Annotated in this window: 11 protein-coding genes; all 11 read left to right on the top strand. The window is 72.3% G+C overall.

All coding sequences use genetic code 11. From position 1 onward, the window contains the following. Positions 1 to 130: 130 nt before the first annotated feature. Complete coding sequence (locus tag QQA02_RS01465; protein WP_284863064.1) at positions 131 to 553, top strand: SAV_6107 family HEPN domain-containing protein; 423 nt, start codon at positions 131 to 133, stop codon at positions 551 to 553. Positions 554 to 643: 90 nt separating this feature from the next. After that, positions 644 to 1,060 carry a DUF3040 domain-containing protein gene (locus QQA02_RS01460; protein ID WP_284863063.1) on the top strand — a complete coding sequence of 139 codons (417 nt, stop codon included), beginning with the start codon at positions 644 to 646 and terminating at the stop codon, positions 1,058 to 1,060. 575 nt (positions 1,061 to 1,635) lie between these two features. After that, a complete protein-coding gene (mraZ, locus tag QQA02_RS01455) occupies positions 1,636 to 2,070 on the top strand; it encodes a division/cell wall cluster transcriptional repressor MraZ (protein WP_075664213.1) in 435 nt (144 codons plus the stop codon). A gap of 245 nt (positions 2,071 to 2,315) precedes the next feature. Next, a complete protein-coding gene (gene rsmH / locus QQA02_RS01450) occupies positions 2,316 to 3,443 on the top strand; it encodes a 16S rRNA (cytosine(1402)-N(4))-methyltransferase RsmH (RefSeq protein ID WP_284863062.1) in 1,128 nt (375 codons plus the stop codon). Further along, positions 3,440 to 4,168 (top strand): cell division protein FtsL, encoded by a 729-nt coding sequence (gene ftsL, locus QQA02_RS01445; protein ID WP_284863061.1) that lies wholly within the window; start codon positions 3,440 to 3,442, stop codon positions 4,166 to 4,168. Before rsmH ends, ftsL begins: the two co-directional genes overlap by 4 nt. 149 nt (positions 4,169 to 4,317) lie before the next feature. Further along, positions 4,318 to 6,315 (top strand): peptidoglycan D,D-transpeptidase FtsI family protein, encoded by a 1,998-nt coding sequence (locus QQA02_RS01440; protein WP_284863060.1) that lies wholly within the window; start codon positions 4,318 to 4,320, stop codon positions 6,313 to 6,315. A 122-nt stretch (positions 6,316 to 6,437) separates the two neighbouring features. Further along, positions 6,438 to 7,964, top strand: coding sequence for a UDP-N-acetylmuramoyl-L-alanyl-D-glutamate--2,6-diaminopimelate ligase (locus QQA02_RS01435; RefSeq protein WP_284863059.1), 1,527 nt, complete (start codon positions 6,438 to 6,440; stop codon positions 7,962 to 7,964). Further along, positions 7,961 to 9,520, top strand: a complete 1,560-nt coding sequence (locus QQA02_RS01430; protein WP_284863058.1) for a UDP-N-acetylmuramoyl-tripeptide--D-alanyl-D-alanine ligase — start codon at positions 7,961 to 7,963, stop codon at positions 9,518 to 9,520. Before QQA02_RS01435 ends, QQA02_RS01430 begins: the two co-directional genes overlap by 4 nt. A gap of 20 nt (positions 9,521 to 9,540) precedes the next feature. After that, positions 9,541 to 10,689 (top strand): phospho-N-acetylmuramoyl-pentapeptide-transferase, encoded by a 1,149-nt coding sequence (gene mraY, locus QQA02_RS01425; RefSeq protein WP_284863057.1) that lies wholly within the window; start codon positions 9,541 to 9,543, stop codon positions 10,687 to 10,689. Then, positions 10,690 to 12,156, top strand: coding sequence for a UDP-N-acetylmuramoyl-L-alanine--D-glutamate ligase (gene murD / locus QQA02_RS01420; protein WP_284863056.1), 1,467 nt, complete (start codon positions 10,690 to 10,692; stop codon positions 12,154 to 12,156). Then, positions 12,153 to 13,544, top strand: a 1,392-nt coding sequence (locus tag QQA02_RS01415) for an FtsW/RodA/SpoVE family cell cycle protein (RefSeq protein ID WP_284863055.1), incomplete at its 3' end; no start/stop codon positions are given. The genes murD and QQA02_RS01415, both read left to right, overlap by 4 nt.

The following is a 13,544-nucleotide window of genomic DNA, read 5'->3' as shown; positions in this document are numbered from 1 at the left end:
CCGTTTATTCGAACGGATTCGAACAGGTGTGTGAATTATCGGAGGGCTGTGTCGCGGTGGGGGAATACCGTCTACGACATAAGGAAAACCGCAGAAGAGAACACGAAAGAAAGCGACGAGGTGACCCACGATGCCGCAGCTGATCTCCGCCACCGCCTACCGTTCGAACCGTCCGTCGCGCTCGGCGCTGTTTCTCGCGAAGGCCTCCCGCCTGATGGCCCAGGCGGCCCGCGAGCGCGCCGCCGGGCGCCTGCGCGAGGCCCTCGAGTACGCCTACCAGGCCGGCCTGCGCGCGGCCGGGGCCCGCGTGGCCGACTCCCCGGTCGCCGGGCGGCGCCGCCTGCCCACCGGGGCCTGGGACCGGCTGAGTCTGGTCGGGCCGGGGGAGAAGGAGTGGGCCAAACGTCTCTCGCGGTATTCAATATTGCGGTCCCGCGTGCTCTCGGGGCTAGAATCGGGGGTGGACAAGGTCGTGGTCGACGAGCTGATCGCCGCGGTCGCTGACTTCATCGCCGAGATCGAGTACGGCGAGGGGGATCTCGCCGCCGCCTGAGGCTCATCGGGCGCGGCGGGAACTTTCCACCTCGGTCGGGAGTTGTGTCCAGTGACCGACGTCCCGGCCAAGAACTCACGTGGAGGAATTGTGGCGCTTTCTGAGCAGGAACAGCAGACGCTGCGCGAGATCGAGGAGTCACTGCTCGCCGACGACCCCAAGTTCGGGTCGTCGGTCGGTGACGACTCCGGCTTCACCGGGGGTGCCCCGGGTGGGTCGATCACGCTGCGCGGCGTGGCTCTCGGCGTGCTCGGCCTCCTGATGCTGCTCGGCGGCGCGATGCTCGCCCAGCAGTCCCTGTGGTTCATCGCGCTGAGCGTCACCGGCTTCCTCGTGATGCTCGGCGCCGGCATCTGGATGCTGCGCGGCGGCGGCTCGGCCGGCGGCTCGCGGACCTCCGCGCGCTCCGGCTCGCGCCCGCGCGCGGCCACGGGCGGGGGCCGGCAGGGCTCCGGCTTCAGCCGGCGCATGGAGGACGACTTCCGCCGCCGCTTCGAGGGGCACTGACCTCCGTAGACCTTCCCGCCCGTTCCCGGGGGCGGCTTTCCTGACCGGTCGATGACGCTGCGTCATCGACCGGTTTTTCGTGTGTTCGGTGGGTCCCCGGCGCCGGTCACCGCCCCGCCCCACTTCGCCCCACCCGGATCCCCCACTTTGCCCCACCTTCCGCCCCTCGCCGGCGCGCGTGACGTCTCCCGCGCGCCGTTTTCTGGCCCACGGCGCGCCGATCGACGCCTTTCCTGGGCTTTTAGGCTCCGCAACCTGTTGCGAGAGCCGACTCATGGGGATTTTTGACGGCAGTGGGGGAGCTGTTGCGAGACCAGCCGCAACGTGTTGATGTTAAAGATGGGGCTAATGTGACTGAAGTGATTTAAGGTGACGCGCCCGTCCCACTTCGATTTACCCACATCTACCTGCGGCTACGTTAAATGACGTCGCTGTGGTTCGCGCTCCCTCTCGTTCTGGTGGGGGGAAGTGGGTTAAAGTGGGGCTCAGCGGTTGGTGGTGGTCGAGATGACGTCACCTCCGTGGAAGGACAACCGGATCCTCTTTATCAGCGAGCGAAGGCAGGTGGTGCCGGGATGTTCCTCGGTACCTACACGCCCAAACTCGACGACAAAGGGCGGCTGACCCTGCCGGCGAAGTTCCGTGACGAGCTCGCCGGTGGGCTGATGATCACCAAGGGGCAGGACCACAGTCTCGCGGTCTACCCCCGGGAGGAGTTCGCGGCCCGCGCCCGTAAGGCCGCCGCGGTCTCCCGTACGAGCCCCCAGGCCCGTGCGTTCATCAGGAACCTGGCTGCCAGCGCCGACGAGCAGCGCCCGGACGGGCACGGGCGGATCACGCTCTCGGCGGCGCACCGCGAGTACGCGGGCCTGACGAAGGACTGCGTGGTCATCGGTTCGGTCGACTTCCTCGAGATCTGGGACTCCGAGTCCTGGGCCGCCTACCAGCGGGAGACGGAGGACGCCTTCTCGGCCGCGGACGCCGACGACGTCCTCGGCGGCCTGCTGTAGACAACTGCACACCGACCCGCGGAGCGCGTGCACGGGCTCCGTCCGGGGTCGACCGGCTCTGGTGTACTTCCCCGACATCAGAACGGTCCCCCGGGCGGGGCCCTGGACGCACCCCGCGAGCCCCGCGCCCCAGGCGACCACACCGCCGGAAGCCACCCACCACGACAACTTCAGCCGACCAGCACGGACAGCAACCGACCCCACGGATCCCCGTGGGCCGGACCCGGGAGAGGGGGAGAACGACCATGACGAAGCACCACGCCGCCGGCACCGACACGGCCGGGGCGCACGAGACCGACGCGGAGGACTACGCCGCCGCGCTGACCGCCAACCGTGGCCACGTCCCCGTGATGATCGACCGGATCACCGACCTGCTGCGCCCCGCCGTCGAGGCGGCGGGCCCGGACGCCGTCCTCGTTGACGCCACCCTCGGCGCCGGCGGGCACACGCTGCGCCTTCTCGAGGAGTTCCCGCAGCTCAACGTCATCGGCCTCGACCGCGACACCCAGGCGCTCGGCGAGGCGTGCGAGCGCCTCGCCCGCTTCGGCGCGCGCTTCGAGGCGTACCACACCCGCTTCGACGGTCTCGGCGAGGTCGCCGACGGACTGCGCAGCCCGTGGTCCCCGGGGGAGATTGACGACGCCGCGCCCGACGACGTCGCCGGTCCCGGCACCGTGGCGCGCATCGCCGCCGAACACGGCCTGGCCGGTGTGCTCTTCGACCTGGGCGTGTCCTCCATGCAGCTGGACCGCCCCGAGCGCGGCTTCGCCTACCGGGTCGACGCCCCGCTGGACATGCGCATGGACCAGAGCGGCGGGATGACCGCCGCCGACGTGCTCAACACCTACGACCACGGCCGGCTGGCCCACGTGCTCAAGACCTACGGTGACGAGCGCTTCGCCGGCAAGATCGCCTCGGCGGTCCTGCGCGAGCGCGAGCGCGAGCCGTTCACCACCTCCGGCCGCCTGGTCGAGCTCCTCTACGAGACGATCCCGGCGCCGGCCCGGCGCACCGGCGGCCACCCCGCCAAGCGCACCTTCCAGGCCCTGCGCGTCGAGGTCAACGGCGAGCTCGACGCCCTCGAGGCGGCCATCCCCGCGGCGACCGACCGGCTGCGCGCCGGCGGTCGTGCGGTGTTCATGAGCTACCAGTCCCTGGAGGACCGCATTGTCAAGCACGCGGTGCGCGAGCTGACCACGTCCACGACCCCGCCCGGCCTGCCCGTCGACCTGCCCGGCACCGCCCCGGCCTTCCGCGCCGTCACCCACGGCGCCGAGAAGGCCGACGAGGCGGAGACCGCCGCCAACCCGCGTGCCGCCTCGGTACGTGTCCGTGCCCTGGAACGCCTCAACCCCGAGGGAGAGACCCGATGAGCCCGACTTCCGTCACGTCGCGTCCCCGGACCGCCGCCGGCACGACGTACGCGCCCCCGCGGCCCCGTCACGACGAGCGCCCGCGCCGCACCGTCCCGGCGCCGAAGCCCGCCCCCGGGCGCCGCGAGCGCCTCGACCGGCACGGCTCCGCCCGCCGGCAGTCCGGTCGCCTCGGCTCCCGCCAGGTCGTCTCCGTGCGCGGGCGGCGCGTGGCCACGCAGCGCGCCGACCCGCGCTGGTGGCGCATGGTCACCCTCGCGTTCTGCATGCTCATCGCCGGTGTCGGCGTGTCCATGTGGCTGTCGGGGCTGAGCACCCAGCAGACCTTCGAGATCCAGCAGCTGACCGCCCAGGAGGCGGAGTTGGACAACCGCATCGAGACCCTGGACCGCGACCTCGAGGACGCCCGCTCCACCGCGGGCCTGGCCGAGCGCGCCTCCGCCGAGAAGCTCGGCGTGCCGCTGCAGGCCGGGGTCCTCGCCGTCGACGAGAACGGAGAGGTCTCCGAGCGTCGCCCGGCGGAACAGGAGACGCGGCCTATCATTGACGTCAACGGGGACAGCCCCCGCGGTACGGTCGCTTCCAGCAACCCGGACAAGACGCAGGGGCTCTCCGAGAACCTCGCGCCGGTCCCGCAGGGGCAGACCCCCGGGCAGGCCGAGGCCGGCGACAACCCCGCCGCCCGGTCCAACCCGGTGCCGTACCAGGCGGGCATCGCCCGCTGAGGGCGGGTAGCGCCCGTTTCCGACAGAGGACCATCGAGAAGGAACCCGAGTGAGGTGACCAAGGGGCTGTGACGTCCTGGGACACGCGGGGAGGCCGCCGCCGACCAGGCCGGCCCCGCACACACAAGGAGGCGCTGGACAGGCGCCTGATGTGGGCGACCGTCGTCGTCGTCATCGCGGTCGCCGCGCTGATCGGCAGGCTCGGCTGGGTGCAGGTCGTCTGGGGCCCGGCCCTGGCCGAGCAGGCCCACGAGCAGCGCGCCCGCGTCTACGTCGAGCCCGCCCGCCGCGGCGAGATCACCGACCGCTCCGGCACCCCGATGGCCTACACCATGCAGGCCCGTTCGCTGACCGTCTCGCCGGACCTGCTGCGCAAGGAACTGCGTGAGCAGGACTTCAACGAGATGCGCGCCGAGGGCGCCACCGAGGGCCTCAGCGAGGAGGAGGTCGCCCGCCGTCTCGACGACTCCGTCGAGAAGACGCTGCAGGAGATGGCGGACCAGATCCCCGAGATGATCGCCGCGAGCTCCTCCGACGACGCCGAGACCCCCGGCGCCGCTGACTCGGACAAGGACTCCGACAAGGACGACAAGGACAAGGACTCCGAAAAGGACTCCGACAAGAAGGACTCCGAGAAGGACGACAAGTCCGACAAGGACAAGGACGGCCGGAAGGACGCCGGCGAGGTCGACTCCGACGAGATCCTCGACAAGCTGCACGCCGACACCCACTACGAGGTGCTCGTGCGCAACGTCGACCCGGACGTCGCCACCGAGATCGCCGCGCGCTTCCACGGCGTGGCCGCCGACCACCAGGACGTGCGCCAGTACCCGAACGGCGCGGTGGGCGACAACGTCGTCGGCCGCGTCTCCATGGACGGCCAGGGCCAGTTCGGCCTCGAGGCCTCCGCGGACGCCACGCTGACCGGCATCAACGGTCGCACCACCGAGGACGTCTCCACCGACGGCCAGGTCATCCCGGGCACGCTGCGCGACGCGGTGCCCGCCCAGGACGGCGAGAGCGTCTCGCTGACCCTGGACCTCGAGCTGCAGACCTACGTCCAGCAGCTCCTCGAGCAGGCCAAGGCCAACTCCGGGGCGAAGTCCGCCGAGGCCGTCGTCCTCGACGCGCACACCGCCGAGGTCCTCGCCATGGTCAACACCGGCACCATCGACCCGAACGGCGACGTCGAGAAGCAGGTCGAGCAGGGCAAGGACTTCGAGAACCCGACGATCTCCGCGCCCTACGAGCCCGGCTCCGTGGCCAAGATCATGACGGCCTCGGCCGCCATCGAGGAGGGCAAGACCACCCCGGACGAGGTCCACCAGGTCCCCGGATCCATCGACATGGCCGGCGTCACGGTCCGCGACGCCTGGGACCACGGCACCGTGCCGTACACGACCACGGGCATCTTCGGTAAGTCCTCCAACGTGGGCACGCTGATGCTGGCCCAGCGCGTCGGCGAGGACAAGTTCGCCGACTACCTCAACCGCTTCGGCATCGGCCAGCCCACCGGCGTCGAGCTCCCCAACGAGTCCGCCGGCCTCCTGCCGACCCGCGAGCAGTGGTCCGGCGGCACCTTCGCCAACCTGCCCATCGGCCAGGGCATGTCCGTGACGGCCCTGCAGATGGCAGGCATCTTCCAGGCGCTGGCCAACGGCGGCGAACGCGTCGAGCCGCGCATCATCCGCGAGGTCACCGGCCCCGACGGCCAGGTCCGCGAGCAGGAGGCCCCGGCCACCACCCGCGTGGTCAGCCCCGAGACCGCCCGCACCGTCATCGACATGTTCCGCGCGGTCACCCAGGAGGACCCGTCCGGCGCCCAGCAGGGCACCGGCGCCAACGGCGCGATCGAGGGCTACCAGACCTCAGGCAAGACCGGCACCGCCCAGAAGGTCGACCCGAACACGGGCGCGTACTCGATGTCGGACTCCTGGATCACCTTCGGTGGCGTCGTCCCGGCCGACAACCCCCGCTACGTCATCGCGGTCATGGTCGATGACCCGGACCGTGGTGTCGAGCCCGGCGGCTCGGGCGGCCAGTCGGCCGCGCCGATCTACCGGGACATCGGATCCTGGCTGCTCAACCGCGACAACGTCCCGCTGTCCAAACCGATGGAGGGCAAGCTGATACTGCAGGCCGGCTGAGCGGGCTACAATTTCCGCGCCCGAGCCGGCGCCCGAGCCCCGGACAACAGAGACCCCGAGAACCCCGCCCCAAACCAATTCGTCCCGTCAGATACTCACCCGTTTCGTCTGGAGGAAAGACCGTGGCAGAAACCCTCACCCGCATAGCCGAGACCGCCGGAGCCGTCATCCACGCCCCCGGCGGCGCCGCGGCCTGCGGCGACGTCGAGGTCTCCGGGGTGGACCTGGTCTCGGACCGCCTCAACGAGGGCGACCTCTTCGCCGCCCTGCCCGGCACCCACACCCACGGCGCCGTCTTCGCCGCGAAGACCCCGGCCGCCGCGGTCCTCACCGACGCCGCCGGCGCCGAGATCCTGTGCGAGGCCAGCGAGACCCGCCCGGTCCTGGAGGTCGAGGACGTCCGCGCGGTCCTCGGCGACGTCGCCGCCGAGCTCTACGGCCACCCCTCGCGCGAGTTCACCGTCATCGGGGTCACGGGCACCTCCGGCAAGACCACCGTCAGCTACCTCGTCGAGGCCGGCCTCATGGCCGCAGGCGCGAAGGTCGGCCTGATCGGCACCACCGGCACCCGCATCGACGGCCGCAAGATCCCCACCTCGCTGACCACCCCGGAGGCGCCGACCCTGCAGGCGCTCTTCCGCCGCATGGCCGACGAGGGTGTGACCCACCTGGTCATGGAGGTCTCCAGCCACGCGCTGGCCCTGCGCCGCGTGCTCGGCGTGGACTTCGACGTCGCCGGCTTCACCAACCTCTCCCAGGACCACCTCGACTTCCACCCGACGATGGAGGACTACTTCCAGGCCAAGGCCCTCCTCTTCGCCCCGGCCTCGCCGATGTCCGCCCGCCGCGCCGTCGTCTGCGTCGACGACGACTGGGGCGCGCGCATGGCCGGCCTCTGCCCGGACACCCTCACCGTGGCCACCCACGGCGAGCCCGGCGACGTCACCGTCGGCGAGGTCACCGCCGCCGCCGACGGCTCCCAGGACTTTCAGCTTTCAATTTCCGACGCCGCGCCCCGCGGCGTCCACCTGCCCCTTCCGGGTGCGTTCAACGTGGCCAATGCGTCGCTGGCCGTCGCGCTCGCCGAGCGCTGCGGCGTCGACCTGGACCGCTTCGTCGCCGGGCTGGGCGGCGTCTCGGTGCCGGGGCGCATGCAGCGCGTGGACCGCGGCCAGGACTTCATCGCCGTCGTCGACTACGCCCACAAGCCGGGCGCGCTGACCGAGGTGCTCGACACCCTGGACCACCAGGTCGACGGCCGGGTGGCCGTCGTCCTCGGCGCCGGCGGCGAGCGCGACCACTCCAAGCGCCCCCTGATGGGCGCGGAGGCGGCCAAGGGCGCCGACCTCGTCGTGGTCACCGACGACAACCCCCGCGACGAGGACCCCGCGCCCATCCGCGCGGCGATCGTCGAGGGCGCCCGCGGCGTCACCGATGGCCGGGCGACGGAGATCCGCGAGATCGGCTCGCGCCGCGAGGCCATCCGCGCCGCGGTGGCCTGGGCGCGCCCCGGCGACGCCGTGATCGTCGCCGGCAAGGGCCACGAGACCGGACAGCTGGTCCGCGGGGTGACCCACCCCTTCGACGACCGTGAGGAACTCGCCGCCGCCCTCGAGGCGCGGGCAGACAACAAGGAGAACGACCGATGATCGAGCTGACACTCGCCGAGGTCGCCGACGCCGTCGGCGGCACCCTCCACGACGGGGCGGACCCCGAGGCTCGGGTGACCGGGCCGGTGGAGTTCGACTCCCGCAAGATCGCCCCAGGCGGGCTCTTCCTGGCCCTGCCGGGCGCCCGCGTCGACGGCCACGACTTCGCCGCGCAGGCCGTCAACGAGGGCGGAGCCGTCGCCGCGCTGACGGCCCGCCCCGTCGGCGTGCCCGCGATCGTCGTCGAGCCGAAGGGCCCGGGCGACGCCACGGCCGAGGCCTACGCCAACGACGCCGACGGCTCGGCCACCGCGGTCATCGACGCCCTCGGCGCCCTGGCCCGCCGCGTCGTCGACACGCTCGCGAGCGCCGACCGCCCCGAGGCCGAGCGCCTGACCGTCGTGGGCGTGACCGGCTCGGCCGGCAAGACCTCCACCAAGGACCTCATCGCCTCGGTGCTGCGCCGCTCCGGCTCCACCGTGGCGCCCCCGGGCAGCTTCAACAACGAGATCGGCCACCCCTACACCGCGCTGCGCTGCACGGAGGAGACCCGCTACCTGGTCGCCGAGATGTCCGCGCGCAACATCGGCCACATCGCCCACCTGGCGCGCATCGCCCCACCGGCCGTGGGCGTCGAGCTCAACGTCGGCACCGCGCACCTCGGCGAGTTCGGCTCGCGCGAAAACATCGCCCGCGCCAAGGGCGAGCTCGTCGAGGCGCTGCCCGCGGCCGAGGACGGGGGAGTGGCCGTGCTCAACGGCGACGACCCCTTCGTCGCCGCGATGGCCCCGCGCACCAGGGCCCGCGTGGTGACCTTCTCGGCCGCCGAGCCGCCCGCCCCGGGCGCGGTCTACACCGCCTCCGACATCACGCTCGACGACGTCGCGCGCGCCTCCTTCACCTTCGGGGTGCGCGCCGCCGACGGCACCGTGGAGACCCACCCGGTGCGCCTGCGCGTCTTCGGCGCCCACCAGGTCTCCAACGCCCTGGCGGCCGCCGCGGTCGGCGTCGAGTCCGGCATCGCCCCGGCCGAGGTGGCCGCCGCCCTCAGCGAGCACGTCACCGCCAGCGCCAACCGCATGGACGTCCACACCCGCGCCGACGGCGTCACCCTCATCAACGACGCCTACAACGCCAACCCCGACTCGATGCGCGCCGGCATCGCGGCCCTGGCCTACACCGCGGCGGCCCGCCCGGAGGCCAAGAGCTGGGCCGTGCTCGGCGAGATGGCCGAGCTCGGCGGCGACGCCCTGACCGAGCACGCCCGCATCGGCGACGAGCTCAAGCGCTACCGCGTCGACCACCTCGTCGCCGTCGGCCACTCCGAACCGGTCGCCGAGCTCGCGCGCGCCGCCCAGGCGCGCGGGGTCACCACCCAACGGGTGGGAGACGCGGAGGCGGCCGCCGCGGTCGTCGGCAAGCAACTGCGCCGAGGCGACGTCGTGCTCGTCAAGGCGTCGAACTCGCAGGGCCTGTGGCGCGTGGCCGCGGCCTTGCAGGGACCGCCGGAAGCGCCCGGCGGCGGCGCTGCTAAGACTATTGACGGCAAGAACTAGCTAGACGAGAAGGTTTACCCGTGACCCAGATCATCATTGCGGCGACGATCAGCTTCCTCGTCTCGATATTCATTACCCCGGTGCTGATCCGCTACTTCAGCTCCGAGGGCCTCGGCCAGGAGATCCGCGAGGAGGGCCCCGCCTCCCACCTGCGCAAGCGCGGCACGCCGACGATGGGCGGCATCGCCGTGCTGCTCGGCATCGTCTGCGGCTACTTCGCCACGGCGATCTACGGGCTGGCCACCGGGCGCGACGCCGTCACGGCCAGCGGCCTGCTCGTGCTCGGGCTGACGCTGGCGCTGGGCCTGGTCGGCTTCCTCGACGACTTCATCAAGCTTTTCCGGCACCGCAACCTGGGCCTGAACAAGACCGCCAAGCTGTCCTCGCAGATCGCCATCGGCGTCATCTTCGCGATCCTGATCCTGCTCTTCCCCGACGACCAGGGCATCACCCCGGCCAGCACCAACCTGTCCTTCATCCGCGACATCACGACCGCGGACATCGCCTTCGGCGGCGGGATCGGCCTGGTCGTCTTCGCCATCTTCATCCTGCTGCTCACCGCGGCCTGGTCGAACGCCGTCAACCTCACCGACGGCCTCGACGGCCTGGCCGCGGGGGCCACCAGCCTGGTGATGGGCGCCTACACGATCCTGACGTTCTGGCAGTACCGCAACTCCTGCGGCGAGACCGTCGTGCCCGGCTGCTACGTCGTGCGCGACCCGCTGGACCTGTCGGTGCTCGCCGCCGCCGGCCTCGGCGCCTGCATGGGCTTTTTGTGGTGGAACGCCGCGCCGGCCAAGATCTTCATGGGCGACACCGGCTCCCTGGCCCTCGGCGGCCTGGTCGCGGGCCTGTCGGTCGCCTCGCGCACCGAGCTGCTCATGGTCGTCATCGGCGCCCTGTTCGTCATGGAGGTCACCTCCGTGGTCATCCAGGTCGCCGTGTTCAAGACCACCGGCCGCCGCTTCTTCCGCATGGCGCCGTTCCACCACCACTTCGAGAACGGGGGCTGGGCCGAGACGACCGTGACGATCCGCTTCTGGCTGATCGCCGCGATGGCCGTCGGCCTCGGCATGTCGATCTTCTACGGCGAGTGGCTCAACGCCGCCGGCGAGGGCGGCCTGATCGACGCCCTGGCCGTCGCCACGCCCACCTGGGGAGTGATCTAGATGCTGCCCGGCCACGTGCTCGTCGCCGGCGCCGGGGTCTCCGGGGCCGGCGCCGCCCGTCTGCTCTCCGGCATCGGCGTGACGGTCACCGTCGCCGACGACGACGCCTCGGCCCGGGAGCGGTTGCTGGCCTCGATTGACGACGTCGCGTCCCAGCCCGGGCGCGCACAGGTGCGCGCCTGCGGGTTGGACGAGGCGCGCTCGCGCTTCGCCGACGTCGACCTCGTGGTCACCTCGCCGGGCTGGCGGCCCGACTCTGGGCTGCTGGTGGCGGCCGCCGAGGCCGGGCTCGACGTCATCGGCGACGTCGAGATGGCCTGGCGCCTCGACCGCGCCGGGCACTTCGGTGCCCCGCGGCGCTGGCTGGCCGTGACGGGCACGAACGGCAAGACCACGACGACGGGCATGCTCGCCGCCTGCATGCAGGCCGCCGGCGAGCGCGCCGTGGCCGTGGGCAACATCGGCGTCGCCGTGGCCGACGCGCTGGACGGGGCGGAGCGCGTCGACGTGCTCGTCGCCGAACTGTCCAGCTTCCAGCTGCACTGGGCGCCGACGCTCACCCCGGACGCCGGGGTGCTGCTCAACCTCGCCGACGACCACCTCGACTGGCACGGCAGCTTCGCCGCCTACGCCGCGTCCAAGGCGCGCGTGCTGCGCGGGCCGGTCGCCGTGGCAGGCGTCGACGACGCCCACGTGCGCGAGCTCCTCGCGGGAGACGCCGGCGCGTCTCCCGCCGCCGCCGGGGAGACCGTGCACGCCGCGCCCGCCGACGGTCACCGCTTCATCGGCTTCACGCTGGGCGAGCCCGCCCCGGGCCAGGTCGGCGTGGTCGACGGCCGCATCGTCGACCACACCGGCGCCGGCCCCGTCGATGTCGCGCCCGCCGAGGGCATCGACCCGCCCGGCCCCGCCGGGGTGCTCGACGCGCTGGCCGCCACCGCCATGGCCTGCAGCCAGGGCGTGGCCCCGGCCGCGATCGCAGAGGCGCTCGCCGGCTTCCACGTCGCCCGCCACCGCGGCCAGACCGTGCTCGTCGCCGATGACGTGCGCTGGGTCGACAACTCCAAGGCCACCAACCCGCACGCCGCGGTCGCCGCGCTCAAGGGCGTCGACCGCGTCGTCTGGATCGCCGGCGGCCAGCTCAAGGGCGCCCACGTCGACGACATGGTCGACGCCCTGGCCCCGCACCTCGACGCCGCGGTCCTCCTCGGCGTCGACCGGGCCATCCTGGCCGAGGCACTCCACCGCCTCGCCCCGCAGGTGCCCGTCGAGACCGTCGAGACCACCGATCCCGAGGCCGCCATGACCGAGGTCTGTCAGGCCGCCGCCCGCCACGCCCGGCGTGGCGGAACCGTCGCGCTCGCGCCCGCCGCGGCATCCTTGGACATGTACACGGGCATGAGCCAGCGCGGGGACCTCTTCGCGGCGGCCGCCCGCGAGGTCACCGGGAAGGACGGGCCCAGATGAGTCTGACGAAGAAGGTCTCCGACGGCCTCTCCGCGCTGGACAGCCGGCCGGGTCTCGATTACCTGATGATCCGCCTGACGGTGCTGCTGCTCACGGGCATCGGCGTCGTGATGGTCATGTCCAGCTCGATGACCTGGTCGGTCATCGAGGGCTCGTCGGTCTGGGGCGGCGCGGCCCGCCAGACCGCGATGGTCTTCGCCGGCCTCGTCGCCTTCTGGGCGATGCTCAAGATCCCCCCGCGGCGCCTGCGCGCGGCCGCCTGGTGGCTGCTCGGCATCGCCGTGGCGCTGCTGATCGCCGTGCTCATCCCGGGCCTCGGCACGGGCCGCGAGGAGGTCGGCTCCCAGTCCTGGCTGGTCCTCGGGCCGTTGCGCCTGCAGCCCTCCGAGGCCGCGAAGATCGCCGTGGCCATCTTCGGCGCCCACCTGCTGGCCGACCGCCGCTCCCGCGGTCTCGGCCTGCGCAGCCCCTTCACCATCTTCATTGCCATCGGCGTCGCCATGACGCTGCTGATCATGGCCGAGGGCGACCTCGGCATGGCCGTCGCCTTCGCGCTGGTCGTCGGCTTCGTGCTCATCTTCGCCGGCGTGGACAAGCGCTGGCTGATCGGCCTGATCAGCGCCGGCGCGATCACGATGGTCGCCGTCTTCGCCGGCGGCGGCTTCCGCTCGCACCGCTTCCACGTCTACTTCGACGCGCTGTTCGGCCGCTTCACCGACACCCGCGGCACGGCGTTCCAGTCCTACCAGGGCTTCCTCTCGCTGGCCGACGGCTCCCTCGGCGGCGTCGGCCTGGGCCAGTCGCGCGCGAAGTGGTTCTACCTGCCCGAGGCCCGCAACGACTTCATCTTCGCCATCATCGGCGAGGAGCTCGGCCTGTGGGGCGGCGCGCTGGTGATCATCCTCTTCGGCACGCTCGGCTTCTTCGGCCTGCGCACCGCTCTGCGCGCCGCGGACCACTACCAGGCGCTGGTCGCCGGCACACTGACTGCCACCGTCGTCAGCCAGGCCTTCATCAACATCGGCTACGTCGTCGGCGTCCTGCCGGTCACGGGCATCCAGCTGCCGCTGATCTCCGCGGGCGGCACCTCGGCGATCATCACCCTGGCGGCGATGGGCATCCTCGCCAACATCGCCCGTCACGAGCCGGCGGCCGTCTCCGCGATGCAGTCCTACGGCCGCCCCGTCTTCGACCGCCTGCTGTTCATCGGCGAGCCCGACACCCCCGCCGTCCGCCGCGACGGTTCCCGACGCCCGCGCCGCACCCGCGGCGAGGCACTGACCTCCGGCCGGCGCAGCCGGATTGACGACGCCCCGGTGCGCGCCGGCGCGCGCACGGGCTCCCGCTCCGGCGGGGGCGAGACCCGCGCCGCGGGCGAAGCCCGCGTC

This window comes from Corynebacterium sp. MSK006 (genome assembly GCF_030232385.1).
In the GTDB taxonomy this organism is placed as follows: Bacteria; Actinomycetota; Actinomycetes; order Mycobacteriales; family Mycobacteriaceae; genus Corynebacterium; species Corynebacterium frankenforstense_A.
Note: the sequence above shows the minus strand (reverse complement) of the source record. Positions and strands in the feature narration are given on the sequence as shown.